24 protein-coding genes, 1 pseudogene and 1 riboswitch are annotated in these 23,961 nt (G+C 74.6%); of the genes and pseudogenes, 19 read left to right on the top strand and 6 right to left on the bottom strand.

Going from position 1 to position 23,961, the window contains the following annotated elements; genetic code table 11:
• The first annotated feature begins 27 nt into the window (after positions 1-27).
• The 5 genes from ACF068_RS10600 to ACF068_RS10580 all read left to right on the top strand — a co-directional run bounded on the left by ACF068_RS10600 (position 28) and on the right by ACF068_RS10580 (position 5,527).
• Positions 28-1,035 (top strand): GlxA family transcriptional regulator, encoded by a 1,008-nt coding sequence (locus tag ACF068_RS10600; protein WP_392273798.1) that lies wholly within the window; start codon positions 28-30, stop codon positions 1,033-1,035.
• Positions 1,032-1,192: riboswitch (cobalamin riboswitch) on the top strand. Its footprint overlaps the gene before it by 4 nt.
• A gap of 45 nt (positions 1,193-1,237) precedes the next feature.
• A complete protein-coding gene (locus ACF068_RS10595; protein WP_392273797.1) occupies positions 1,238-2,335 on the top strand; it encodes an ABC transporter substrate-binding protein in 1,098 nt (365 codons plus the stop codon).
• Positions 2,336-2,358: 23 nt separating this feature from the next.
• Positions 2,359-3,432, top strand: coding sequence for a FecCD family ABC transporter permease (locus ACF068_RS10590; RefSeq protein ID WP_392273872.1), 1,074 nt, complete (start codon positions 2,359-2,361; stop codon positions 3,430-3,432).
• Positions 3,429-4,316: an ABC transporter ATP-binding protein gene (locus tag ACF068_RS10585; RefSeq protein WP_392273796.1), complete on the top strand. Its 888-nt coding sequence runs from the start codon at positions 3,429-3,431 to the stop codon at positions 4,314-4,316. Before ACF068_RS10590 ends, ACF068_RS10585 begins: the two co-directional genes overlap by 4 nt.
• Before the next feature lie 122 nt (positions 4,317-4,438).
• Positions 4,439-5,527: a hypothetical protein gene (locus ACF068_RS10580; protein ID WP_392273795.1), complete on the top strand. Its 1,089-nt coding sequence runs from the start codon at positions 4,439-4,441 to the stop codon at positions 5,525-5,527.
• 130 nt (positions 5,528-5,657) lie between these two features.
• Here the strand turns inward: ACF068_RS10580 and ACF068_RS10575 are convergent, their stop codons facing one another.
• Positions 5,658-6,098, bottom strand: coding sequence for a nuclear transport factor 2 family protein (locus ACF068_RS10575; RefSeq protein WP_392273794.1), 441 nt, complete (start codon positions 6,096-6,098; stop codon positions 5,658-5,660).
• 91 nt (positions 6,099-6,189) lie between these two features.
• Here ACF068_RS10575 and ACF068_RS10570 point away from each other — a divergent pair, with 91 nt between their 5' ends.
• The 6 genes and pseudogenes from ACF068_RS10570 (at position 6,190) to ACF068_RS10545 (ending at position 11,649) form a co-directional block, all read left to right on the top strand.
• Entirely contained in the window at positions 6,190-6,762 is a 573-nt protein-coding gene (locus tag ACF068_RS10570; protein WP_392273793.1) for a PadR family transcriptional regulator, read from the top strand.
• Entirely contained in the window at positions 6,749-7,552 is an 804-nt protein-coding gene (locus ACF068_RS10565; RefSeq protein ID WP_392273792.1) for an SGNH/GDSL hydrolase family protein, read from the top strand. The genes ACF068_RS10570 and ACF068_RS10565 overlap by 14 nt, the downstream gene beginning before the upstream one ends.
• A 223-nt stretch (positions 7,553-7,775) precedes the next feature.
• Complete coding sequence (locus ACF068_RS10560; protein ID WP_392273791.1) at positions 7,776-8,144, top strand: hypothetical protein; 369 nt, start codon at positions 7,776-7,778, stop codon at positions 8,142-8,144.
• Positions 8,054-9,907 (top strand): annotated as a pseudogene (locus ACF068_RS10555) (patatin-like protein); the annotation flags it as partial. The gene ACF068_RS10560 and the pseudogene ACF068_RS10555, both read left to right, overlap by 91 nt.
• A gap of 43 nt (positions 9,908-9,950) precedes the next feature.
• On the top strand, positions 9,951-10,925 hold the full coding sequence (locus tag ACF068_RS10550; RefSeq protein WP_392273790.1) for a hypothetical protein: 975 nt from the start codon (positions 9,951-9,953) through the stop codon (positions 10,923-10,925).
• A gap of 103 nt (positions 10,926-11,028) precedes the next feature.
• Positions 11,029-11,649, top strand: coding sequence for an L-threonylcarbamoyladenylate synthase (locus ACF068_RS10545; protein WP_392273789.1), 621 nt, complete (start codon positions 11,029-11,031; stop codon positions 11,647-11,649).
• 36 nt (positions 11,650-11,685) lie between these two features.
• Here the strand turns inward: ACF068_RS10545 and ACF068_RS10540 are convergent, their stop codons facing one another.
• The 3 genes from ACF068_RS10540 to ACF068_RS10530 all read right to left on the bottom strand — a co-directional run bounded on the left by ACF068_RS10540 (position 11,686) and on the right by ACF068_RS10530 (position 15,188).
• The gene (locus tag ACF068_RS10540; RefSeq protein WP_392273788.1) at positions 11,686-11,976 is read right to left on the bottom strand and encodes a hypothetical protein; all 291 of its coding nucleotides are present in this window, start codon (positions 11,974-11,976) and stop codon (positions 11,686-11,688) included.
• A gap of 26 nt (positions 11,977-12,002) precedes the next feature.
• The gene (locus ACF068_RS10535; RefSeq protein WP_392273787.1) at positions 12,003-12,782 is read right to left on the bottom strand and encodes a class I SAM-dependent methyltransferase; all 780 of its coding nucleotides are present in this window, start codon (positions 12,780-12,782) and stop codon (positions 12,003-12,005) included.
• Between the two features lie 309 nt (positions 12,783-13,091).
• On the bottom strand, positions 13,092-15,188 hold the full coding sequence (locus ACF068_RS10530) for a SpoIIE family protein phosphatase (RefSeq protein ID WP_392273786.1): 2,097 nt from the start codon (positions 15,186-15,188) through the stop codon (positions 13,092-13,094).
• A gap of 233 nt (positions 15,189-15,421) precedes the next feature.
• Here ACF068_RS10530 and ACF068_RS10525 point away from each other — a divergent pair, with 233 nt between their 5' ends.
• From ACF068_RS10525 to crcB (ACF068_RS10495), 7 genes are all read left to right on the top strand, one after another.
• The gene (locus ACF068_RS10525; protein ID WP_392273785.1) at positions 15,422-16,294 is read left to right on the top strand and encodes an MBL fold metallo-hydrolase; all 873 of its coding nucleotides are present in this window, start codon (positions 15,422-15,424) and stop codon (positions 16,292-16,294) included.
• Between the two features lie 124 nt (positions 16,295-16,418).
• A complete protein-coding gene (locus tag ACF068_RS10520; RefSeq protein ID WP_392273784.1) occupies positions 16,419-17,735 on the top strand; it encodes a phytase in 1,317 nt (438 codons plus the stop codon).
• Between the two features lie 123 nt (positions 17,736-17,858).
• Positions 17,859-19,154: a vanadium-dependent haloperoxidase gene (locus tag ACF068_RS10515; RefSeq protein WP_392273783.1), complete on the top strand. Its 1,296-nt coding sequence runs from the start codon at positions 17,859-17,861 to the stop codon at positions 19,152-19,154.
• A gap of 126 nt (positions 19,155-19,280) precedes the next feature.
• Entirely contained in the window at positions 19,281-19,496 is a 216-nt protein-coding gene (locus ACF068_RS10510) for a hypothetical protein (protein WP_392273782.1), read from the top strand.
• A 123-nt stretch (positions 19,497-19,619) separates the two neighbouring features.
• Positions 19,620-20,030, top strand: coding sequence for a fluoride efflux transporter CrcB (crcB, locus tag ACF068_RS10505; protein ID WP_392273781.1), 411 nt, complete (start codon positions 19,620-19,622; stop codon positions 20,028-20,030).
• A complete protein-coding gene (locus tag ACF068_RS10500; protein WP_392273780.1) occupies positions 20,027-20,380 on the top strand; it encodes a DUF190 domain-containing protein in 354 nt (117 codons plus the stop codon). The genes crcB (ACF068_RS10505) and ACF068_RS10500 overlap by 4 nt, the downstream gene beginning before the upstream one ends.
• Positions 20,377-20,751, top strand: coding sequence for a fluoride efflux transporter CrcB (crcB, locus tag ACF068_RS10495; RefSeq protein WP_392273779.1), 375 nt, complete (start codon positions 20,377-20,379; stop codon positions 20,749-20,751). The genes ACF068_RS10500 and crcB (ACF068_RS10495) overlap by 4 nt, the downstream gene beginning before the upstream one ends.
• A 51-nt stretch (positions 20,752-20,802) precedes the next feature.
• Here the strand turns inward: crcB (ACF068_RS10495) and ACF068_RS10490 are convergent, their stop codons facing one another.
• A complete protein-coding gene (locus ACF068_RS10490) occupies positions 20,803-21,357 on the bottom strand; it encodes a hypothetical protein (protein WP_392273778.1) in 555 nt (184 codons plus the stop codon).
• Between the two features lie 327 nt (positions 21,358-21,684).
• Here ACF068_RS10490 and ACF068_RS10485 point away from each other — a divergent pair, with 327 nt between their 5' ends.
• On the top strand, positions 21,685-23,124 hold the full coding sequence (locus ACF068_RS10485; RefSeq protein ID WP_392273777.1) for a glutamate decarboxylase: 1,440 nt from the start codon (positions 21,685-21,687) through the stop codon (positions 23,122-23,124).
• Positions 23,125-23,245: 121 nt separating this feature from the next.
• On the opposite strand, the gene ACF068_RS10480 is transcribed toward ACF068_RS10485, so the two are convergent.
• Positions 23,246-23,443 (bottom strand): hypothetical protein, encoded by a 198-nt coding sequence (locus tag ACF068_RS10480; protein ID WP_392273776.1) that lies wholly within the window; start codon positions 23,441-23,443, stop codon positions 23,246-23,248.
• Positions 23,444-23,961: the final 518 nt, after the last annotated feature.

The raw sequence follows: 23,961 nt of genomic DNA, 5'->3' as shown, positions 1-23,961 counted from the left end.
CCGGTCCTTCCGGCATAGGGTCGGCCCATGGGGGAACGGCTCACGGGGCGCCGCCCCGCGACGGAACGGCTGATGGTGGTCGTCGGCTACGAGGCGACCGAGCTGCTGGACATCGCGTGCGTGACCACCGGGCTGGCCATGGCCAACCGGGTCGGTGCGCCGGACCCGCCGTACCGGGTGCGGGTGGCCGGCCCGGGCGGCGGGCCGGTCGTCTGCGACTCGGGGCTGAGCCTCAGTTGCCAGGAGTCGCTCGAACGGCTCGTGGGACCGCTGGACACCCTGATCGTGTCGGGCGGTTCGGGTTTCGAGCGGGCGGCCGCCGATCCCCGGCTCGTGGGGCACGTCCGCCGGCTGGCGGAGGTGAGCCGGCGGGTGGCGTCGGTGTGCACCGGAGCGGGCGTCCTGGCCGCGGCCGGGCTGCTGGACGGCCGGCGCGCCACCACCCACTGGCGGTTCGCGTCCCGGATCGCCGCCCGGCACCCCGAGGTCACGGTGGACCCCACGCCCATCTACGTACGCGACGGGAACGTGTACACCGCGGCGGGCGTCACCAGCGCGCTGGACCTGACGCTGGCCTTCATCGAGGAGGACCACGGCCCCGAACTGGCCCGCCAGGTCGCCCGCGATCTGGTGGTGTATCTGCAACGGCCCGGCAACCAGGCGCAGATGAGCCTGTTCACCGCCGCTCCCCCGCCCCGCAACGCGCTGGTGCGCACCCTCGTCGAGTACGTCACCGCCCACCCGGGCGGCGACCTGCGCACGGTGACACTGGCCCGCCGCGCCGGGGTGACGCCACGTCACCTCACGCGGCTGTTCACGGACCACCTCGGGCAGGCACCAGGGCGGTACGTCCGGCTGGCCCGCGTCGAGGCCGCCGCCCATCTGCTGGCGTCGACCACCCTGCCGATGGCGGGCGTGGCGGCCCGGTGCGGCTTCGGCACCGCCGAAGCGCTCCGCCAGGCGTTCACCGGCCGGTACGGGATCTCGCCCTCGCGCTACCGGGCCACCCGGAACCCGCGCTCGTCCGCCCCGTAGGATCGTCCGGTCATCACCGCGACGGGAGACAGGAAGCCGGTGCGAATCCGGCACGGTCCCGCCACTGTGACCGGGGAGTGGACCCCTCGAGGAGGCCACGCACACCGCGCGGGAAGGCCGGGGGAACGTCGATCCGGGAGTCAGGACACTGGCCTGTCGCGGGCCCGATCCAAAGGAGCGCGGACTCCTCAGGAGGCTTCACGTGGACGACGGCACGCACCGTCCCTTTTCTCCCTTCCCGTCCCTGCCGCCCACCCGTCGGCCCGTGCCGCGGCCCCGCGTCCCGGAGCCCCGCCGCGCCCCGCGGTGGCGGGCGGCGGCCGTGGCCCTCTCCACCGTCCTGACCGCCGCCCTGCTGAACGGGTGCGGCGCCGGCGCACAGGGCGGCGACGGCGGCCGGCGCACCACGGCCACCTCCGTGCGGGGCTTCCCCGTCACGGTCGACAACTGCGGCGTCAGCACCACGTACGACGAACCACCCTCCCGGGTGGTCACCATCCACCAGCACCCCGCCGAACTGATGCTCGCCCTCGGGCTGAAGGACCGGATGGCCGGCACCGCCTTCCCCGACTCGGCCGTCCTGCCCGCGTACCGGAAGGACTTCGAGGCCGTCCCGCGACTGGCCGACAAGGAGCCGTCCTTCGAGACCGTCCTGGAGGCCGAGCCCGACTTCGTGTACGGCGGCTACGGCAGCGCGTTCGCCGAGAACGAGGGGCGGTCCCGCAAGGCGTTCGCCGACGCCGGCATCGACACGTACCTCAACCGCGAGTACTGCGGCAAGGACCGGGTGTCGATGGACGACACCTACGACGAGATCCGCACCATCGGCACCATCTTCGGAGTGCCGGAACGGGCCGACGCCCTGATCGCGGGGCTGAAGCGGCGCATCCGTGCCACCGGCGAGGCGGTCGAGGGCGCGCCGGCGGTGCCGGTGTTCGTCTACGACAGCGGGGACAAGTCCGCGTTCACCGCGGGCGGCAAGGGCCTGGGCAGCGAGATCATCCGCCTGGCCGGCGGACGCAACGTGTTCGCGGATCTGGACGCCGTGTTCGGTGACGTGTCCTGGGAGCAGGTGGTCGCCCGCCGGCCCGAGGTGATCGCGATCTACGACTACCGCGGCTCGGGGAGCGTGGAGCAGAAGAAGCGGTACCTGCTCTCGCAGCCGGCGCTGGCCGATGTGCCCGCCGTCAAGAACCGGCGGTTCGTGGTCCTGCCGCTCACCGCGACCCTCGTCGGTGTGCGTCCTCCGTACGCCGTCGAGGACCTGGCCCGCGCCCTGCACCCCGAGCGCTTCCGGTGACGGCCGCCGCGCCGGCCCGTGCCGTGACGGGCGCGCCGGCCCGCGCGCCGAGGGGACGGAGGGCGTTCGCGAGTTCGCTGGTGGTGCTCGGTGTGCTCCTGCTGCTGTCGGTGACGGCGGGGCTGGCCATCGGTTCGGTGCGCGTACCGCCCGGGGAGGTGTGGGGCATCGTGGCGCACGCCCTGGGGGCCGGACCCGAGGAGCCGGCGTGGTCCCGTGCGCGCGAGACGATCGTGCTGGACGTACGGGCACCCCGCGTCCTCCTCGGGGCGGTGACCGGCGCCGGGCTGTCGGTGGTGGGCACGGCCATGCAGGCCCTGGTGCGCAATCCGCTGGCGGAGCCGTACCTGCTGGGCGTGTCCTCCGGGGCGTCCCTCGGCGCGGTGGCCGTGATCGTGTCGGGCGCCGGTCTCTTCGGGGCGGTGTCGCTGTCGGTGTCGGCGTTCGCCGGGGCCCTGGTGACCTTGCTGCTCGTGTACACCACGGCCCGCGCCGGGGGGCGGATCACATCGGTCCGGCTGGTGCTGGCGGGCGTGGCGGTCGCCTCGGTCCTCACCGCGGTGACGGATCTGCTGCTGCTGACCGCCGACCGGGGCAACCAGGCGCGGGAGGTCCTCGCCTGGACGCTCGGGGGGCTCGGTGGGGTCCGCTGGGCGACGTTGTGGTTGCCGGCGGCGGCGTTGCTGCTGGGTATCGGGGTGCTGCTGGTGCAGGCGCGTTCGCTGAACCTGCTGCTGGCGGGCGAGGAGGCCGCCACCACCATGGGGCTGGACGTGCCGCGTTTCCGGGTCCGGATGTTCGTCCTGTTGTCCCTCGTCACCGGTGTCCTGGTCGCGGCGACCGGACCGATCGGTTTCGTGGGGCTGATGCTGCCGCACGTGGTGCGTCTGTTCGTCGGGGGCGACCACCGGCGGGTGCTGCCGACCGCGGCGCTGGCGGGAGCGGTGTTCCTCGTCTGGGCCGACGTCGCGGCCCGGACGGTCGCCGCGCCCATGGAGATCCCCGTCGGCGTCCTGACCGCACTGTGCGGTGGACCGTTCTTCCTGTGGCTGATGCGCCGGGACGCCCGGCGGACCACCGATCGAGGAGTGGCATGAGCACCGACCGTCTTTCCGTGGAGGGCCTCACGCTGACCGCCGGCGCCCGCCGGCTGGTGCGGGACGTCACGCTGAGCGCCGGGCCCGGTGAGGTGATCGGGCTCGTGGGTCCCAACGGCAGTGGGAAGTCCAGCCTGTTGCGCGCGGTGTACCGGGTGCTGCGGCCCGGCACCGGCAGCGTGCGTGTGGACGGGACCGACGTCCGGTCCCTGTCCGCGCGGCGGCTGGCCCGCACCATGGCCGTGGTGGTGCAGGAACCGGGCGCCGACTTCGACCTGACGGTGCGCGAGGTGGTGGCCATGGGCCGCACCCCCCACAAGCGGCTGTTCGACGGAGACACGGCGGAGGACGCACTGCTGGTCGCGTCGTCGCTGGCGTCGGTCGACGCGGCGGAGCTTGCGGACCGCCCCTTCGACCGGCTCTCCGGCGGCGAGCGGCAGCGCGTGCTGATCGCCCGGGCGCTGGCACAACAGCCGTCCCTGATCGTCCTGGACGAGCCGACCAACCACCTCGACGTGCGTCACCAGCTCGACGTACTGGGGGTGCTCCGCCGGCTGCCGGCCACGGTCCTGGTCGCCCTGCACGACCTCAACCTGGCCGCCTACTACTGCGACCGCCTCCATGTGCTGCGGGACGGCGAGGTGGTGGCCTGGGGTCCGCCGGGCGAGGTGCTCACACCGCGCCTGCTCGCCGAGGTGTACGGAGTGACGGGTGAGGTGGTCGTGCATCCCCGGACGGGGGCCCCGCACGTCACCTTCCTGCCCGGGGACGTACCACCGGCGGCGGGCGAACCACCGGCGGGCGAGCCGGCCGCGAGCGGTGTCCTCATCCCAACGGAACCGCCGGACACAACAGTTGCTCCGGCAAGCCCGAAAGAGGGGTGACGGCATGGCGGTTGGAGGGCCGGCCCGGGAAACCGCGCTTGTTTGCTTGACACAACGCGACGGCCGTACCCTTCGGCACAGTCCCCACTCTTCGCAAACGCCATGAACCAGCAGGAGGACACGTGCCCATTCCGGCCACCGCATCGGACAGCATCGAAGCGACCACCGCCCTGCTGAGGGATGAACTCCCCCAGTTGGAGCAGCACCAGCAGGCACTGGAGAAGGACCTCGCCGCCGTCACCGAGCGGCTGGAGTCCGTGCGCAGCGCGCTGACCGCGCTGGAGGCACTGTCCACCGCGGCGGTCCCGGCACCGCGCACCGAAGCACCGGCCGGTACGGAGGAGGAGGCAGCCACCACCGAGGCCACCCCGGCGGCCGAGGAGACCCCGGCGTCCGAGGAGGCCCCGGCGGCCACCGCCACGGAGCAGGAGTCCGACGAGGAGCGGGTTCAGGAGCCGCAGCAGGCTCCGCAGCAGGCGGAGGCGGAGGAGGCCGGCGCACCCGAAACCGGCGCACCGGCGCCCGAGGCGCAGGAGAATGAGGCACCGGAGACCGCGGAGGAGGCGCCGGCGCGGGAGCCCGCTCCCGAGCCGGTGGCGGTCGCGGCGGAGACCGTTCCGGCACAGCGCACGCCGCGCACCTCCGCCGCCGGACGCAAGAGCCCGGCCAAGAAGCCGGCCAAGCCCTCCGCCGCGTCCCGCCCGGCCAGGAAGGCCGCCACGGCCAAGCGTTCCGCTCCGGCGAAGAAGGCCGCCACGGAGAAGGCCTCCACCGCCAAGCCGACCGCCGAGAAGACCACCACCGCCATGACCACCACCGCCAAGACCACCACGGCCAAGTCGACCGCGGAGAAGGCCACCACGGCCAAGACCGCCCCGGCGAAGACCGCCAAGGCCGCCAGGACCGCCAAGGCGCCGAAGACCACGAAGGCCACGAAGCCGGCGACGGCCACCAAGCCGGCCGCGGCCGCGAAGCCCGCGGCGGCCAAGGAGTCCCCCGCCACCGACGGGAGCGGTCTGACCGAACAGGTCGCCGCCGTCCTCGCCCGCAACAGCGACAAGCCCCTCCGTGCCCGTGACGTCGCGAAGGAGCTCGGCCGCGACGTCAGCACCGGTGCCATCAACACCGTGCGCAGCACCCTCGACCGGCTCGTCGCGACCTCCCGCGCCCGTCGCGCCGGTCGCGGCCTGTACCAGGCACCGGCCAACTGACCGTCGGTACCCGCACCATGTGGCCCCGTCCCGGCGGCCCCCACCTGCCGCCGGGACGCCCGCTCCCCCACTCTCGCCCCCCGGGTCCCGTCATCCCGCCCCCGGATTCAACGGTCACACGAGCACACGGTCATGCGCCTCCGGGCCGGCCCGCCGGCGGTACGAGGCCGTCGGCGACCAGCCCGTCCAGCACCGCCTCCCCCAGCGCCTGCACGGCGGACTGCGGGCGGACCATCACCGTGAACTCCTTGATCCGGCCCGCACCGTCGAGGTGCAGCAGGTCGATGCCGTGGATCTCCCTGCCCCGCACCGTGGCGCGGAACGGCATCACCACCGCGGGATCCTCGTCACCGTCGGTGCCGGATGCCGCCCCCTCGAAGTGCCCGACGTAACGGAAGTCCTCGAAGGTGCGCACCAGGACGCCGAAGAGTCCCAGGACCATGGGCTTGCCCTCGAAGGGGGTGAACTTGACCGGGCTGTTGAGGCGGATGTCGTCGGTGAACAGCTCTCCCAGCGCGTCGAGGTCGCGCTCCTCCACCGCGGTGCGGAAGTCGTCGGCGGTCTTGTCCATGGACCTCTCCTTCGTACTCAACAATGTGACTAGTCACTTTTTTGAGTATGATGCCGGGACGGACGACGAAGGGGAAGGGGGTACGCCCGCCATGGCCTTGCGACACGCCGTACTGGCGGCGCTGCTGGACGGCGAGTTCAGCGGCTACCAGCTCGCGAAGGCGTTCGACATCGGTGTGGCCAACTTCTGGCACGCCCTGCCCCAGCAGCTCTACGCCGAACTGGCCCGGCTGGAGAAGGAGGGCTTCGTCGCCGGCCGGCAGGTGGTCCAGGAATCCCGGCCCAACAAGCGCGTCTTCCGGGTGACCGACGCGGGCCGCGCCGAGCTGGAACGGTTCGCCGCCGCCGCGTCGAAGCCCTCGTTCATCCGCGACGATCTGCTCGTCAAGGTCCAGGCCGCCGACCGCATCGGCACCGCGCCGGTGATCGGGCAGCTCGAGGAGAGGGCCGCCGCGGCCGAGGCCAAGATCGATCTCCTGGACGGGCTGCTGCGCCGGATGCGCGGCGACGCCGACGAGGACGAGTTCCTGCTCCGGGGCGAACGGATCGGGCCGTACCTCACCTGTCTGCGCGGTCTCGCCTTCGAGCGGGAGCACCGGGACTGGTGCCTGCGGATCGCGGCCGTCCTGCGGGAGAGGCGGAGCACGGCTCATGCCGAACGGTGAGTACCTGCGGTACGTCGCCCTGGGCGACAGCATGACGGAGGGGGTGGGCGACGGGGACGACACGGTGGGCCTGCGCGGCTGGGCCGACCGGCTCGCCGAACGGCTCACGGCCGTCGACCCCGCGCTCCGGTACGCCAACCTGGCGGTACGGGGACGCCTCGCCGGCCAGGTCCGCGACGAGCAACTGGCGCCCGCCCTGGCCCTCCGCCCCGACCTGGTCACCGTCGTGGCCGGGGCCAACGACCTGCTGCGCCCGCGGTTCGACGCGCAGGAGGTGGCCGGCACCCTGGAGGACGTGTTCGCCGCGCTGTCCGCCACCGGGGCCCGCGTGGCGACCCTGACCTTCCCCGACCTGGGCCGCATCGCGCCGATCGCCCGGCCGTTGCGGTCCCGGATCCTCGACCTCAACGCCCGTGTCCGCGTCGCGGCCGCCCGGCACGGCGTCACGGTCGCCGACACCGGTGGGCAGCCGGTGTGCACCGACCCCCGGTTCTGGACCGGGGACCGTCTCCACGCGAGCCCGCTCGGCCACGAACGCATCGCGGCGGCCGTCGCCCACGCCCTGCGCCTGCCCGGGAGCGACGACGGCTGGGCGCGGCCGCTGCCCCCACGCGCGCTGCCCGGACCCTGGCACGCCGTCGGCGCCGAACTGCGCTGGGCGGCCGAGTTCCTGGGGCCCTGGCTCGGACGGCGGCTGCGCGGGCGCTCGTCCGGCGACGGCCGCGCCGCCAAACGGCCGGAGCTGCTGCCGCTGGAACCCGCCGGGCACCCGCACACGCCCCGGCCCTGAGACGGCCCCCGGCCCACCGGCCCAACCGGCACGGCCCCGTACCCGGCACCCGGCCGGCCACGACCCTCCCGGCCCGCCGCTGCGACCGGGGAAGGTTCACCCGGCTGCCCCGACGGCGGTCGGTGGTCCCCCCGCTCCCGCGTGGTGAGCTGGGAGGGCCACCGGACGCACGCGTACGCGGAGAACGGGACAACGGGGATGACGGGATGACGGGATGACGGGGATGACGGATGAGGGCATGACGGACGGCGACGAGGACATCGACCGCCAGGACATCCGGCTCGCCGTGGTCATGAACGGCGGGGTGAGCCTGGCGGTGTGGATCGGCGGGGTCGCCGTCGAACTGCACCACCTGGCCATGGCCCGCCGCTGGGCGGAGCCCGTCTACCGGCCGTTGCTGGACCTGCTGCACGCCGACGCCCGCGTGGATGTCATCGCCGGCACGTCGGCGGGCGGCCTCAACGGGGCGTTCCTGGCGCTCGGACTCGCCGTGAGCGGGACATCGCGTCCATCGGCGACCTGTGGCGGGACAAGGGCGCGCTGGGGGCGCTGCTCCGGCACCCGCTCCGCCGCGATCCGCCGTCGCTGCTGAAGGGCGACTACTTCCTGGACGAGCTCCGCAAGGCATTGCGGCACGTGCTGGAGACCGCCCGGCCGGCGACGGCCGGCACCGGTGGTGCGACCGTCGCCGGGGGCCCGGGCCGGGACCGGCCGGTGGAACTCGTCCTCACCGGCACCCTGTGGCGCGGGCGGGAGACGTCCTTCAGTGACGACATGGGCGTCCGGCTGACGGAGGTCGACCACGACGCCCGGTTCCTGTTCGGCTCGGGGGACGGCGGCCGGCCCGGCGGGACGGGCGACCTCGACGACGACGCGGTGGTCGACCGGCTCGCGGTGGCGGCGCGCTGCTCGTCCTCGTTCCCGGCGGCATTCGAACCGCAGTGGGTGGACGTGCCCGCGGACCCCGGTCCAGGGGACGGCCCGTGGCCCTCCTCGGCCGGACGGGCCAACTTCCGGACGCCGCAGTACGTCGTGGACGGCGGGGTCCTCCTCAACAAGCCGATCCGCCCGGCCCTGGACGCGGTCTACCGCCAACCCGCCCGGCTCCAGGTACGGCGGCTGCTCACCTACGTGGTCCCCGACCCGGGCGAGGCGGAGCCGGAGGCCCTCGCCGCCGCGCGCCCGGACGGCGCCCCGGAGCCGCTGCCACCGGCCCCGGAGGTCCTGCTGGGCGTCCTCAGCCGGCTGAGGTCCACCGACTCGGTCTCGCGCGAGCTGCGGGAGATCCGGACCCGCAACGAGGACGTGCGCCTCCGGCGCCGGGCCCGGGACAGGTTCGCGGCCGCGCTGGCGACGACGGCCGAACCGCTCTCCCAGGCGGCCTGGCAGGGCTATCTCGAAGTGCGGGTGCAGCACGCGGCGGAGACCATCGGCCGCTGGATGGCCGCGGGGCAGCGGTCGGACGCCCGGTCCCGGTGGAGCGAGACGGAGGTCGTCGGATGCCTGCGCGCCGTGCTGTGGGAGCTGCGCGGACGGCCGGACTCGTTCATCCCGCGCGGGGACTCGCCCGGCGAGGCCGCGGCCCGCACCGGTGACGCCTGGGACTGGGGCCAGTCGACCGTGCGCAGACTGCGTGACCTGACCGTCGACGTCCTCAAGCGGGCCGTGTGGCTGGCACCGCTGGGCTCGCCGGAGCGGCTGGCGGTGGTCCGGAGCCGGGAGCGGGCGGGCCGGCTGTTCGAGACGATCCAGGAGGAGTGGGACGACCTCGGGGCCCACTGGTCCGCCACGACCCTCCCGCTCCGGGAGGACGACGGTCACGGCATGGCGACCGCCGCCGCCGTCCAGCGTCTGGAGGCCGCCGTGCGGGACGCGCTCGTCGCCTGGAACGCACCGCCCGGTCCGGCCGCCCCGTCGCCGGGCGCCGTCTCCCGGCCCGCCCGGCGCTACGCGCAGGCGCGGGGCCTGGCGGACTGTCTGCACCGCTGCGCCGAGGCGCTCCGGTGGATCGCCGCGACGGACAATCCGGTGGTCGACCCCGACGGCACGGAACGGGAACGGCTCGGCGCCATGACCGGCTACCTGCTCGCGGGGGACGACCCGGACGCGGTCCTGTCCCGGATGCTCCGCCTGGACGTCGTCCAGCTCGCGTACGCGGGGGCGCACCGCGAGGTGGAGCAGGAGGTCGAACTGGTCCAGTTCTCCTCGCACAGCCCCGACCTGCTGACGGGCAAGCAGCTCCACCACTTCGGTGCCTTCTACCGTGCGTCGTGGCGGGTCAACGACTGGATCCACGGGCGCCTGGACGGCGCCGCCCATCTGGTACGGACGCTGCTGTCGGGCGAGCGGCTGCGGCAGGTGTGGGCGGCGACCGGTCGGGCGGTGGGGGGCCTCCACCGTGGAGAGCGCCGCGGAGGCGGTCACCGGGATGGTCCGTGCCTGCGCCGTGGACGCCCGCGACGCGGCGGACCGGGCGTGGCTGGAGGGCATCTGGGAGGAGCGGTACGCCGCCCCGTGCGCGGCCTTCGTGAGGGAGCGGATCGTCGCCCCGTCGCCCGGGGCCGGCCGGCCGGAGGACGACCCGGGGTTCCGGCTGTGCGTCGAGGCCGTCACTCGGGCGGCGCAGACGCAGGTGCTCCGGCAGGATCTGCACCGGCTCGCGGACGCGGTGCGGTCGGAGGGCGAGGGCCGGCCCGTGGGCAGTACGCGGTGGCTGGCCGAGTACGACGCCCGGGCCATCAGGGCGGCGCGCGGGAATCTGCCGCCGGAGACGCTGTGGGAGCTGTGGGAGGGCGCCCGGGTGATCGGCGGTCAGCGGATCGCCGACGAGGTGGGCGGCGACCTGCTCGCCGACACGGCGGCCCACACCGCGGCCGTCACGGTGGGTTCCCTCGGGCGGCTGTCACGGGTGAAGGCGCTGGCCACGGTGGCCGGCGCGCTGCGCGGCTACACGCTGACGGTGTGGGCCATGGTGCACTTCCTCACCCGTCCCGGTGTCTTCGGCCACCGGATGGTGCAGCTCGCCCTGGCCACCGGTGGGGTGCTGCTCGCCGTGTCGCTGTTCGTCCCGGGCATGCCGGTGGTGTTCACCCTCGTGGGTGTGCTGGTCCTGCTCGCGGGTGCGTCCGCCGCCGCGTTGCGCACCGGGGAGGCCCGGGGCGTCGGCCGGAGGCTCGCCGGCGCGGCGGTGCTCGCCGCCCTGGCGGTCGCCGGGTACGCCTGGTGGGAGCTGTCCCGGCACGAGGACCCCGGGAAGGTGTTGTGGGGCCTCGCGGCCAAGGTGCTCGTCGGGCTGCTGGTCGTGCTGCTGGGCTGGTGGGTCGCCGGTGCCCGGCGGGCGGGCCGGCGGCGCGGTCGCTCCCGGGGTGCGTGAACGGCGGGTGCGGGAACGGCGGGGTGCGGGAACGGCGGGGCGTGAGCGGCCCGGACGGCGGCGGGGGACGGCCGCCCGGGGTCTGATCGCGTAGGCTCGGCGGATGGCGAAGTATTTCGACGTGCACCCCGAGAATCCCCAGCGGCGCACGATCAGCAGTGTGGTCGACCTCGTCCGTGCCGGCGCGCTCGTCGCGTACCCGACGGACTCGTGTTTCGCCCTGGGGTGCCAGCTCGGCAACCGTGACGGCATCGGCCGGATCCGGTCGATCCGGAACCTCGACGACCGGCACCACTTCACCCTGGTGTGCGAGAACTTCGCGCAGCTGGGGCAGTTCGTGCACGTCGACAACGATGTGTTCCGGGCCATCAAGGCGGCGACGCCCGGCAGTTACACCTTCATCCTCCCCGCGACGAAGGAGGTGCCGCGCCAGTTGATGCATCCGAAGAAGAAGACGGTCGGGGTGCGGATCCCCGACCACGGGGTCACCCAGGCCCTGCTGGCCGAGCTCGGTGAGCCGCTGCTCTCCAGCACCCTGCTCCTGCCGGACGAGGAGGAGCCGCTGACCCAGGGCTGGGAGATCAAGGAGCGCCTCGACCACGTGGTGGACGCCGTGGTCGACTCGGGCGACTGCGGCACCGAGCCGACCACGGTCGTCGACTTCTCCGGCGGCGAGGCGGAGATCGTACGCCGCGGGGCGGGCGACCCGTCGCGCTTCGAGTAGCCCCGCCCTACGCCCCCGGAGGCGCGCCCGCGGGTGTCAGCCCGCGGGCAGCAGCCCCAGCACCGGGGCCACCGGTGCGATGAGCTGCCGCGCCTCGCCGAGGCGCTGGAGCCCGTCGAGCCCGCCGAACTGCTCGGTGATGGTGGGCACCTCGTGACGGTGCTCGGGGGCGACGGCGATCGAGGCCAGGCCGTCGACCCGGTTGAGGAGCGACGGGCCCTGGGGGCCCGGGGCGGGCACGATGACCGCCCCCGCCGTGGGGGCCGACAGCACGGAGGCGCCGGCGGCCACGGCGAGGGCGGCGAGAATACGCTGAGACTTGGTCATAGCCAGACCAACGCCTCACTTCCCCATCAGTCACGCCCCGTACCGCCGGGAGCCCGGCGTTCCCCGGTGGGTGCGCCCTCCGGCGCCCTGAACAGGGCGGTCCAGAGGAAGGCCTCGCCGAACAGGGCCGACTCCGGTGGCTCGTCACGCATCCGGCGCAATTCCACTTCCGTCAGGTCCGAGAAGATGTGGCGCAGCGCCTCGGGCGTGTAGGCCAGGCCGCCGTGGAGGGCCGACTGTGTGTAGAAGGCGGCGTCCGGCTCCTCCGACCCCATCGCGCCGGAGGCGAAGCAGGTGAGGGCGAAGTGGCCGCCGGGGGCCAGGGCCCGGTCGAGGAGCGCAAGGTAGCTGACGCGCCGGTGGGGCGGCAGGTGGTGGAAGCAGCCCGAGTCGTAGACGAGGTCGTAGGTGCCGGTGAGCTCGGTGCCCACGAGGGCGAAGGCGTCCCCGCGGTGGAACCGTACGCCGGCACCCGCCGCCCGGGCGCGCTCCTCGGCCCATTCGATCGCCACCGGGGACAGGTCCACGGCGTCCACCTCGAACCCCAGCGAGGACAGGTGGAGGGCGTTGCGGCCCGGACCGCAGCCGAGGTCGAGGGCCCGGCCGGGGGTGAGCAGGCCCCGCTCCAGGTAGGCGACCAGGTTCTCGTCGGGTTTGTCGGCAAAGAACGGGACCGGCTTGGTCCGGTCGGTGTAGAAGCCGTCCCACCAGGCGGCGCCGTCGGCGGTCCAGCGGTCGGCCTCCCGTGCGAACAGCCCGTCCAGCAGCCCCAGCACGTCGTCGACGGTTCGTATCGTGCGGTCCATCCGCGTCCCCTCTCTCGCTCCCCGCACGGTAGGGCGCGGCGGGGCGGAAGCCCAGCTCGGCGGAGGTGCGCCGACGCCGCGCACGGCTCCGGGAGCCCCCGGCGCGGCACGGCCGGGGCCGCGGGCCCCGGCGGGCGGCGGCACGTTGTTGCGCGCCCGCCCCGAAGGGCGTACGGGGCCCTTTCCGGGCGGCGCCGGGAGGGGTTTTCCGGCGGGTCGGTGGCGGGCCGGTCGGAGAGACGGAGGGCGCGGAGGCGGGCCGGTCGGGGAGGCGGGTGGGCGCGGGGGCGGGTGGGGCGCGGACGCCGGTCACTCGCGGACGCGGGCGACCAGGAGGGCGACGTCGTCCTGGTTGCCGCCGCGGAGCAGTTCGCGGAGGAGGCGGTCGCAGGTGGCCTCCAGGGTGGGGTCGGGCGTGCGGAGCAGGTCGAGCAGCCGGTCCAGGCGGGTGTCGATGTCCTGGCCGCGGGTTTCGACCAGGCCGTCGGTGTAGAGCACCAGGCGGTCGCCCGGGGCGAGTTCGGCCGTGACGTCGTGGAAGGGGACGCCGCCGACGCCCAGGGGCGCGCCGGTGGGGAGGTCGAGCAGCCGGGGGCCGCCGTCGGCGCGGACCAGGACGGGCGGGGGGTGGCCGGCGGTGCACACGCGGCACTGGGACCGGTGGGGGTCGTAGACGGCGTACACGCACGTGGCGAGGGAGGGTTGCAGGCCGGCGGTGATCTCGTCGAGGTGCCGGAGGACCTCGGCGGGTCCGAGGGCGAGGCGGGACAGGGTCTGGGTGGCGGTGCGCAAACGGCCCATGGTGGTGGCGGCGTTGATGCCGCTTCCCATGACGTCGCCCACCACGAGGGCGGTCCGCTCCCCGTCCATCGGGATGATGTCGAACCAGTCGCCGCCGACCTCGCTGCCCGCGCCGGCCGGCTGGTAGCGGGAGGCCACCTCCAGTCCGACGAGGTGGCGCGGCGGTGTCGGCAGCAGGCTGCGCTGGAGGGTCAGCGCGGTCTCCCGCTGGCGGCGGAAGAGGCGGGCGTTGTCGATGCACACCGCCGCCCGGGCGGCCAGCTCGCTCGCGAGGAGGGCGTCGTCCTCGGTGAACGGGAGCGGGTTGCGGGCGCGTTTGAGGTCGAGTGCGCCCAGCACCTCGCCGCGGGCGATCAGCGGCACGGCCAGGTAGGAGTGGACGCCCGCGCGGGACAGGAGGTCCGCCGCCTGGTGGTCCCGGGCGATGCAGGACAGGTCGTCGGCGTGGACCTCGGACACCATGACCGGCCGGGCGGTGCGTACGCAGCGGGTGACGAGCCGGTCGGCGCCGTAGTGGGCCGGTTCGCCCGGGCGGTCGGCGGCCTCGACGGCGACGGTGGGGTAGGCGGCGGCGACGGCCAGGGCGCGGATGACGGCCGGCCCGTCGTCGGCGATGCGGGCGGGGCGCCCTTCCAGCACGGTGTCCAGGAGGTCGACGGCGGCGACGTCCGCGAGTTCGGGGACGGCGATGGCGGCCAGCTCGCGGGCGGTCTGTTCGAGGTCGAGCGTGGTGCCGACGCGTACCGAGGCGTCGGCGACCATGGCCAGGCGGTGGCGTGCCCGCTCGGCCTCCGTGGCCGCCCGGTACCGGTCGGTCACGTCGATCACCGAGATGGCCAGGCCCAGGACCCGGCCCGCCACGTCGTCCAGCCGGTACAGCGAGACCGACCAGGCGCGGTCGGTGTCCGGGTCCGCCGGGGTGCGGCCCACCATCTGACGGTCGAGCAGCGGCTGCCCGCTCGCCAGTACGGTCCGCATCGCCTCCTCGACCGCGGCGGCGTCGACGAACGGGAGCACCTCGGCGACCCGGCGCCCGATGTGGCTGCCGGCGCTCAGGCCGTCGATCCGCTCCAGGGCGGCGTTGACGCCCACGTAGCGCAGGTCGGTGCCGACGACGGCCAGGCCGATGGGCGACTGGTCCACCAGCCGCACCGACAGCGCCAGGTCGCGCTCCACCTTCCGCAGCACGGCCCGGTCGGTGGCCAGGCCCAGGGCGTAGTAGTCGCCCCGGTCGTCCAGGAGCCGCATGTTGCGGAATTCCAGCACCCGGGTGGTCCCGTCCTTGCACCGGACGATGAAGTCCCCCGACCAGGTGTCCCCGCTGCTCATCACCCGTTCGAAGAGGTGGAGGACCCGGTCGAAGTGCTCCTGCGGCACCAGGAGCTGCGCGGCGTACCGGCCCAGGGCCTCCTCGGCCGAGTACCCGAGCAGCGACTCGGCCTGCGGGCTCCACAGCACGATGCGCCCCTCCGCGTCGAGCACCACGGCCGCCACTCCCAGGACGTCGAGCAGCCCCTCCGCCGACGACGGCTGCGCCGCCCCGGGTCCCGCCCCGGGTCCGCCCGCCGTGCCACGGCCGGCCGGGGACCCCTCTGCGCCGCCCATGACCGCTCCTCTCCGTCCTGCCACCGTGCCTCCATACCGGCGCGCACGCACGCCGGTGGGCGGAACGGCTGCTACGCGGGTACCACCGGCTCCCGCGCTCGAACGCCGCCGGAGTGCGGACGGGTGCGGAGGGGACCACCATGGGACGTGGGGAGCCCGGACGGGTGGGCCAGGTCCGGCTCCCGCCGCGGCCGCGAGCCTTCTCCACCGCCCCGGGGGCATCGGAGCACCACATGACCATGCACAGACTCGGTCGCGACATCACCGTCCTCGCGGACTCGCTGGAGGTGCCGGGCATCGGCTTCCTCCCCATCAACGCCTTCGTGCTGCACGCCGCCGAGCCGGTGGTCGTGGACACCGGCGCCAGCCTTCCGGACCGGAACTTCCTGGAGACGCTCGGCTCGGCGATCGACCCCGCCGACGTGCGGTGGATATGGCTCACGCATCCCGACCGGGACCACACGGGCGGACTGTTCGCGCTGCTGGAGGAGGCGCCGCGGGCGCGGGTGATCACCACCTTCCTCGGGGCGGGGATCATGTCCACCGAGCGGCCGCTGCCCCTGGACCGGGTGTTCCTGCTGAACCCGGGGCAGTCCCTGGACGTGGGCGACCGGACGCTGACGGCGTTCCGGCCGCCGCTCTTCGACAATCCGGCGACGGTGGGCTTCTACGACGACCGGGCCCGTGCCTGCTTCAGCTCGGACTGCTTCGGGGCGCCCATGCCGAGCGCGGACCTGGCCGAGTGCGACGACGCGGGCGCGCTGGTGCCGGAGCAGTTGCGGGCGGCGCAACTGCTGTGGGCGACCGTCGACAGCCCGTGGGTGCACACGGTGGACGCCGACAAGTTCCTCGCCACGGTACGGCCGCTGCGGGAGATGGACCCGGAGACCGTCCTGTGCACCCATCTGCCGCCGGCGTCCGGCCTCACGCCCCGGATGGTCGACTCGATCAGCTCCGCGCCGGGGTCCGACCCGTTCGTCGGCCCGGACCAGCAGCAACTGGAACGCATGCTGGCGGGGTTCGAGCCGGGCGGTCCGGAGCCCGGGCCGGTGCGGGTGCCCGAGGACATGCCCGCCGAGACGCCCGCCCCTGGCGTGCCCACCTGAGCGGCGGGCGCCGTCGACCCGTCGAGTTCACGAGAGGCACACCCCGCGTAGGGGAGCCGGTCACCGATCCCCTCCATGATCGGCACCGGTTTGCCATGCTCCCGACAGCAAGGGGTTCCCTCTCGTGTTCAGGCACCGTCCCGTCCGGTCGGCCGCTCTCGTCCTGGGTACGGCCCTGGCGGCGCTCGCCGCCTCCGGCCCCGCCGGCGCGCAGCCGGCCCGGTCCGCCCCGGCCCTGCCCGGCGTCGCGCCCCGCACGGAAACCGCCACGCTGTACGACGACGAGGCGGGCGGCAACGCCAACGCCGACGACCCGGCGATCTGGCGCAACGCCGCCAGTCCGGACCGGAGCCTGGTGATCGCCACCGCCAAGGAGGGCGGGCTGCGCGTCTACGACCTGGACGCCCGCCAGGTGCAGGCGGTCCCCGCTCCCCCGGCCGCCCGGCCCGGTGACGCCCCCGGCCGCTTCAACAACGTGGACCTGGTGCACGGCCTCCGCCTCTCCACCGGCCGGGCGGACGTCACCGTGACGACCGACCGCGGCCACGACCGCCTCCGCGTCCACCGCATCGCGCCCGGCCGCGCCGGCGGGCCGCTCGTCGACGTCACGGACCCGGCCGCGCCGCCGGTCTTCTCCGCCGGTCAGGACGAGGTCAACGACCAGCAGACCGCCTACGGGCTCGCCACCTGGACGGACCGCACGACCGGCCGCTCCTACGCCCTGGTCAGCCGGCGCAACCGCACCACGATCGCCCTGCTGGAGCTCAGGCCCACCGCCACCGGCACGGTCACCTACCGGAAGGTCCGCAGTCTGGACCTGCCGTCGTCCTTCCGGCTGCCCGACGGCACGTCCTGGACGCCGTGCGGCGAGCCGGGCGAGCTGCCGCAGGTCGAGGGCATGGTCGTCGACCCGGCCGACGGGACGCTGTACGCGGGCCAGGAGGACGTCGGCATCTGGCGCGTGCGCGCGGATCTGACGGGCGCCGCCCCGAAGCTGGTCGACCGCGTCCGCGAGTACGGCGTGCCGGGCGTGTACGACGAGGAGACCGAGGAGTGCTCCGCCGGTGCCGACCCGGGCTTCGGCGGCACCCGTCTGGCGGCCGACGTGGAGGGCCTGGCACTGCTCACCGAGGCCGGCGGGGACGGCTACCTGCTGGCCTCCAGCCAGGGTGACGACACCTTCGCCCTGTACGACCGCGAGGTGGCGGACGCCAACGAGTACGAGGGCGGGTTCCGCGTCACCGCCACGGCCGACGGCTCCGTCGACGGGTCCGAGGAGTGTGACGGTGCCGCCGTCCTGAACGCCCCGCTCGGGGCGAAGTACCCGCACGGCCTGCTGGTCGTCCAGGACGGTCACGACACGCCGGTGGACGGCGACCGGGAGGCCACGAACTTCGCGTTCGTCGACCTCGGGGACGTTCTGGAGCGCGTCGACGACTGACGCGGCCGACTCCGTGCGGGTGGTGTGCCTGCACCGTACGGCGCAGGCCTCGGGGCGGAGCGGTTGGCCGCCCGCCCCGGGGTCTACAGCTCTGGGAAAGGCAACCGGCGCGAGGAGTTCGTTGTGCGACGCAGGAGAGCGGGATGGTCGGCGCCCCGTACGGCCGTGGCGGTCGCCGCCGCCACCGGGCTGGCGGCCCTGGCACAGGCCGTCCCGCACGCCGCCGCGGGGCCGGCACGGGCCGGCGCCCCGGCGTCCGGGGCGGTGGTCGCCGAGTGGATGGGCGCCGTCACCGGGACGGTCGATCCGGAGGGCGGGCTGACCACTCCGGAGGAGCTGGTGTGGCACGCGTTCACCGCCACGGCCATGTACAACGCGGTGGTCGGCATCGAGGGGCGGTACGAGCCCTACCGCTGGGCCGCGCGCGGACCCCGTACGGCGTCCTCGGAGGCGGCCGCCGCGGCGGCGGCCCACCGGCTGCTGCGGCTCTCGTTCCCGGCGGCCGCGCCCCGGCTGGGCGCGCTCTACGCGGCGAGCCTGGCCCGTGTCCCGGACGGCCGGGCCGAGGACGAGGGCGTCGCGTTCGGCGAGCGGGCCGCCGATCACCTGCTGGCCCTGCGCGCCGGGGACGGCCGCGGGGCGGCCGTGCCGTTCCCCGCGCGCCCCGCGCCGGGTGTGTGGCGGCCCACGCCCCCGGGCGGCCGGCCGTTCGACAGCGCCTGGCTGGCGCGGCTGCGCCCGATGCTGACCGGCTCCCCCGACCGGTTCCGGCCCGGTCCCCCGCCGCGGCTCGGCTCCGTCCGGTACGCCAGGGACCTGGCCGAGGTGCGGGCGTTCGGCGCCGGGAAGGGTTCGGTGCGCACCCCCCGGCAGACGGAGAACGCCCTGTTCTTCACCGACCTGGAGGTGCAGAAGGCGCTGGGCGACCACGCGGACCGGCACGGTTTCGACATCGTCGAGACGGCCCGTACGTACGCGGCCGCCAACACCGCCATGCTGGACGCGGTCGTCGCCGCCTGGGACGCCAAGCTGCACTACGGCACCTGGCGGCCCATCACCGCCGTCCGCGAGGCCGACCGGGACGGCAACCCGGCGACCCGGGCCGACCCGGACTGGGAGCCGCTGCTGACGACGCCCCCGCACCCCGACTACCTGAGCGGTCACGCCGCGTCCGGCGGCGCCCTGATGCGCACCCTGACCGGCCTGTTCGGCACCCCCGACGTCGACCTCCGGATCAGGTCGCGGGGCACCGGCACGACCCGGCACTACCGGCACGCCCGCGACTACGACCGGGATGTGGTCGACGCCCGCGTCTGGGCCGGTATCCACACCCGGACGGCCGACACCGCGGGCAACGCCGTCGGGCGGCGGCTGGCGGCCTGGGCTCTGGAGAGGTACTTCCGGCCGGTCCGCCGCTGACCCCGGCAAACGGGTGAATGCGGCATACGTCCGTCGGCGCGGGGCCGTTGTGCAGTCCGGGTTCCGGTCGCTCCGGCGACCGTTCGGACCGCATCCACGACCGCATCGACGAGAAGGAACGAACCCATGATCAAGAAGGTGCTGGCCACCGCCGGTGTCGCCGCAGCCGTCCTCGGCGCCTCCGCCACCGCGGCCGGTGCGGTCGGGGACCGCGAACTGCACACGCAGAACGGCAACTTCTCGACGCAGTCGTACGGCAACACCGGGGCCCCGGAGCCGCAGGGAGCCGGGCGCGCCCTGACCGACAGCGACCTCCGCCCCCTGGACGGCCTGCGGCGATAGCCGCCCGTTACGCTGAGGGCCGCGGCGGTGGCGCCCGCCGGCGGTCCCCGCCCGTGCTGGTGCGCGCCCGTCCGCCCGACGCTTGGACCGCGCCCTCGGCCCGCGGGTAGGAGAAGGACGTTCATGACAGCGTGGCGGGCACAGGCGCCGGTGGTGGCGGTCGTGTCGCTGGGCGGGGTGCTGGGCGCCTCGGCCCGCTACGGCGCGATGCTGTTGTGGCCGGTCCCGGTGGGCGGGTTCCCGTGGACGACCTTCGCTATCAACGTCGTCGGCTGCGCGCTGATCGGCGTGCTGATGGCCGTGGTCGGCGAGGCCCGGGCGGCGCACCGGCTGGTCCGGCCCTTCCTCGGCACGGGCGTGCTGGGCGGCTTCACCACGTTCTCGACGTACGCGGTGGACGTCCACGACCTGGTCGAAGGCGGCCGGGCGGGGGCCGGTCTCGTGTATCTGGGCCTGACGCCCGTGGTGGCCCTGGCGGCGGTGGCGACGACGGCGTGGCTGACGCGCCGCGCCCTGGTGAGGAGGCGGGCATGACCGGACCGGCGGGCGGCGCACCGGCGCTGCGGATGACGGTTCTCGTCGGGGAGAACGACGTCTGGCGCCACCGGCCCGTGTACAGCGAGATCGTGCACCGGGCCCATGACGCCGGGCTGGCCGGGGCCTCGGTGTTCCGGGGCGTGGAGGGTTTCGGCAGGTCGTCCCTGATCCACACGGCGCGGCTGCTCTCCCTGGGCGAGGACCTGCCGGTGGCGGTCGTGGTCGTGGACACCGAGGAGCGCGTACGGGCGTTCCTGCCACGGCTGGACGGCCTGATCGGCGACGGGCTGGTGGTCCTCGACCCGTGCGAGGTCGTCCGGTACGCCGGCGGGGAGGCCGTGCGGTGAACTGGCTACTGGTGGCCGCGGGCGCGGCGGTCGGGGCGCCGTTGCGGTACCTGACCGACCGGGCGGTGCAGGCGCGGCACGACTCGGTGTTCCCGTGGGGGACGTTCGCGGTCAACGTGGTGGGCTGCCTGGTCCTGGGCGTGGTGACCGGGGCGGTCACGGCCGGGGCGGCCGGGTCGTCGCTGCGGCTGCTGCTCGGCACGGGGCTGTGCGGCGCGCTCACCACCTACTCGACGTTCTCCTACGAGACGCTGCGGCTGGCGGAGGGCGGGGCGGTCCTCTACGCGGTCCTGAACGTGGCCCTGAGCACGGGCGTCGGCCTGGGGGCGGTCTTCGCGGGCGTGTCGGTGGCCGGGGCACTGTGGGCGTGAACGGCGAGGTGCGGTGCCGGGCGACGCGAGGCCGGCACGATCGGCGAGACGCTAGGTCGTACTCCCCCCGGCGGTGATCCTGGTGAGCAACTGTTTGTCCAGCAGGAGCAGCGCGGTGAGGGCGTGCCGGGAGGCGGCGGCCAGGAGACCGGAGTCGGGCGCGCGTCCGCCGTCCCGGTCGTGCTCGTGGTTCGGGGTGTCGCGCAGGGCCTCTTCCAGCGCGGTGAGCGGCCGGTCGAAGCCGCCGCACATCACGGCGGCCGTGCGGAGTGCCTCGACCAGGTCCGCGTCCAGGTCCTGGCTCTCGCTGGTCTCCAGCAGCGCGGGGATGAGGTGGCTGATGTGGAGCAGGCTGTGCAGCCGGCGCACGAGCTGCGGCCAGTGGTCGTCCGGGGATTCGGGTGCGCTCCAGGCGGCCCGTGCCGCCTGGATGTCCTGGTGCAGTTCCCGTGCGATGCGTATCTCGGCCGTGCGCGGTCGGGGTGCCCGCAGGACCCAGGAGATGCCGGCGTCGGCGGCCGCGTCGTAGGCGGCGAGCCGGAGTCGCACGAAGTGGTCGGGCGGCGTGCACGCGTCGATGCCCGAGGTCAACTCGCAGTCGTCCATGGGCGGACCGTATCGGCAGGGCCGGGGGCGGCGCACCGGTCCTGGCGAAACCCGTTACATACGGTGGCTGTTCACCGCCCCCTCCGTCGCTTTGGGTGTCCATCCGGGTACGGAACAGAACGTTTTGGCCCAGGGTCCGGCGGGTTTCGGCGAAACCCGCGCTCACGCCGTGTGCATGACGACCCGTCCCGGCGCCGTACCGCCGGAAGGGCAGGGCCGGGTTGGGCCATTCCGGGGGGAATGGGCGCCGCCCGCGGACCCGGCGCCGAAGGACGGGAAGGGCGCAGGGTGACACGGGCCCCGATCCGTGCGGAAGGACGTCGAGCGATGCCCCTGAACCATGCGAGCCGGTCCCGGCACGGCGTGCGCCGCAGCCGCGACCTCCAGGTCAACCCGCTGTTCAGCCGGGAGCCCGTCACGGTTCCGCGCTACGCCCTGCCCGAGGGGCCGATGGACCCCGACACCGCGTACCAGCTCGTGCACGACGAGCTGATGCTGGACGGCAACGCCCGGCTGAACCTGGCGACGTTCGTCAGTACGTGGGCGGAGCCCCAGGCACAGCGCCTGATGGCCGAGTGCGCCGACAAGAACATGATCGACAAGGACGAGTACCCGCAGACCGCCGAGCTGGAGACGCGGTGCGTGCACATGCTGGCGGGCCTGTGGCACGCCGAGGACCCCCGGAAGGTGACCGGCTGCTCGACCACCGGTTCGAGCGAGGCGGCGATGCTGGCCGGGCTGGCCCTCAAGCGGCGGTGGCAGCACCGGCGCCGCGCGGCGGGCCGGCCGGCGGAACGGCCCAATCTGGTGATGGGCGTCAACGTGCAGATCTGCTGGGAGAAGTTCGCCGACTACTTCGAGGTCGAGCCGCGGTACGTGCCGATGGACGGCGACCGGTTCCATCTGACGCCCGAGACCGCCGTCGAGCTGTGCGACGAGAACACCATCGGTGTGGTGGCCGTCCTGGGGTCCACGTTCGACGGGAGTTACGAGCCCGTCGCCGCCATCGCGGCCGCGCTGGACGACCTGGAGGCCCGCACGGGGATCGACGTGCCGGTCCATGTGGACGGCGCGTCCGGTGCCATGATCGCGCCGTTCCTCGATCCCGGCCTGGAGTGGGACTTCCGGGTGCCGCGGGTGGCGTCCATCAACACCTCCGGGCACAAATACGGGCTCGTCATGCCCGGGGTCGGCTGGGCGCTGTGGCGGGACGCCGACGCGCTGCCCGACGACCTGGTCTTCCACGTCAACTACCTGGGCGGGGACATGCCGACGTTCGCGCTGAACTTCTCCCGGCCCGGGGCGCAGGTGGTCGCCCAGTACTACACCTTCCTGCGGCTGGGCTTCGACGGCTACCGCCGGGTGCAGCAGACCAGCCGGGACGTCGCGATGCGGCTGGCGGGGCAGATCGCCGGGCTGGGGCCGTTCGTCCTCGTCACCGACGGCGGCGAGACCCCCGTCTTCGCCTTCACCCTCCGGGAGGACGTCCACGCGTACACCGTCTACGACGTGTCGGCGGCGCTGCGGGAGCGTGGCTGGCTGGTGCCCGCGTACACCTTCCCGGCGAACCGCTCCGATCTCGCGGTGCTGCGCGTCGTCGTGCGCAACGGGTTCGGGCACGATCTCGCGGACCTGCTCGTCGAGGACCTTCGCCGGGTCCTGTCACGGCTGGAGCGCCAGCCGGCTCCGCAGCGCGGCGCCGACGACGCGGGTGGCTTCGCCCACGGCACCGAGACCAAGACCCTCCGGCGGCCCGTGACGCCCTAGGCACGCCCCCACGCCCGCGCCGGCCCCGGTCGGGCCCCGGCGGGGCCGTCCGTGGCGCGGGGCCGCGACCCGGGGCGGGCGGCGGCCGGCGGGGCGGGCGGTCCCGGCGCGGGGCGGTGGTTCAGGGGGTGGGGGATCCGCCGGGGCGGGGCTTGTCGTCGCGTACCGATTCCTGGCCGGTCTCGCTGGGCGTGAGGGAGTCCGCCGCCTCGCCGTCGTGCTCGTCCGGACCGCCGTCGTCGAGCCGCAGCTCCGCTTCCTCGAACTCGTCGAGGACCTCTTCGGCCGCGGTTTCGGGCTTGTGGTCGTGGTGCTTCATGTCTCTCCTTCACCCGGCTTCGCTCGTGACTCCCGACTTCCTCGCGTCCCGGGTCTTTACACCCCCCGGTACTCCGGGCGTTGACGGGCCGCTGTCCGCCCGGGGGCGGGATCCGGACACGGCCGGGCGCCGGGCGAACGGGCGTGATCGACGCATAAGGGAGTGACGGAGGCGCCGACGGGGTGCGCGCGCGGCGGTTCCGGTTCCGCCGGCGCGGCGGCGCCGCGTACCGTCGGGCCCCCGCGCTCCCGGCCACCCGCCGACCCTTCCGGTTGCGGGCGCCACTGCAACGGCGGCCCCCGGCCGGCCGGCGGTGGCGCCCACCGAAACGGACGCCACCGGTCCGCCTGCGGGCGCACCGCCACCCCCGTCCGTTGAACGCTGAACAGCACCGACGGGCCCCACGGCGGTCACGGGCGCCCGCCCCTTTCCCGCCGGCCCCCCGGACGGCATCCGGCCCACCGGACGAGCTGATGGATGGTCAGCAAACGCTCCCCGGCCTTTGCTCCATGCCCCTC

This window comes from Streptomyces sp. NPDC016309, from assembly GCF_043077235.1.
Lineage (GTDB): Bacteria > Actinomycetota > Actinomycetes > Streptomycetales > Streptomycetaceae > Streptomyces.
This window is presented reverse-complemented; position numbering and strand designations above follow the sequence as displayed.

Bases quoted from the DNA above. Each gene is read 5' to 3' on its own strand.
- ACF068_RS10600 (WP_392273798.1), top strand. From the start codon at position 28: ATGGGGGAACGGCTCACGGGGCGCCGCCCCGCGACGGAACGGCTGATG.
- ACF068_RS10530 (WP_392273786.1), bottom strand. From the start codon at position 15,188: ATGGGCGGCGCAGAGGGGTCCCCGGCCGGCCGTGGCACGGCGGGCGGA.
- ACF068_RS10570 (WP_392273793.1), top strand. From the start codon at position 6,190: ATGGCCTTGCGACACGCCGTACTGGCGGCGCTGCTGGACGGCGAGTTC.
- ACF068_RS10525 (WP_392273785.1), top strand. From the start codon at position 15,422: ATGACCATGCACAGACTCGGTCGCGACATCACCGTCCTCGCGGACTCG.
- ACF068_RS10585 (WP_392273796.1), top strand. From the start codon at position 3,429: ATGAGCACCGACCGTCTTTCCGTGGAGGGCCTCACGCTGACCGCCGGC.
- ACF068_RS10485 (WP_392273777.1), top strand. From the start codon at position 21,685: ATGCCCCTGAACCATGCGAGCCGGTCCCGGCACGGCGTGCGCCGCAGC.
- ACF068_RS10540 (WP_392273788.1), bottom strand. From the start codon at position 11,976: ATGACCAAGTCTCAGCGTATTCTCGCCGCCCTCGCCGTGGCCGCCGGC.
- ACF068_RS10510 (WP_392273782.1), top strand. From the start codon at position 19,281: ATGATCAAGAAGGTGCTGGCCACCGCCGGTGTCGCCGCAGCCGTCCTC.
- ACF068_RS10560 (WP_392273791.1), top strand. From the start codon at position 7,776: ATGACGGATGAGGGCATGACGGACGGCGACGAGGACATCGACCGCCAG.
- ACF068_RS10535 (WP_392273787.1), bottom strand. From the start codon at position 12,782: ATGGACCGCACGATACGAACCGTCGACGACGTGCTGGGGCTGCTGGAC.
- ACF068_RS10575 (WP_392273794.1), bottom strand. From the start codon at position 6,098: ATGGACAAGACCGCCGACGACTTCCGCACCGCGGTGGAGGAGCGCGAC.
- ACF068_RS10490 (WP_392273778.1), bottom strand. From the start codon at position 21,357: ATGGACGACTGCGAGTTGACCTCGGGCATCGACGCGTGCACGCCGCCC.
- ACF068_RS10545 (WP_392273789.1), top strand. From the start codon at position 11,029: ATGGCGAAGTATTTCGACGTGCACCCCGAGAATCCCCAGCGGCGCACG.
- ACF068_RS10565 (WP_392273792.1), top strand. From the start codon at position 6,749: ATGCCGAACGGTGAGTACCTGCGGTACGTCGCCCTGGGCGACAGCATG.
- crcB (WP_392273781.1), top strand. From the start codon at position 19,620: ATGACAGCGTGGCGGGCACAGGCGCCGGTGGTGGCGGTCGTGTCGCTG.
- ACF068_RS10500 (WP_392273780.1), top strand. From the start codon at position 20,027: ATGACCGGACCGGCGGGCGGCGCACCGGCGCTGCGGATGACGGTTCTC.
- ACF068_RS10480 (WP_392273776.1), bottom strand. From the start codon at position 23,443: ATGAAGCACCACGACCACAAGCCCGAAACCGCGGCCGAAGAGGTCCTC.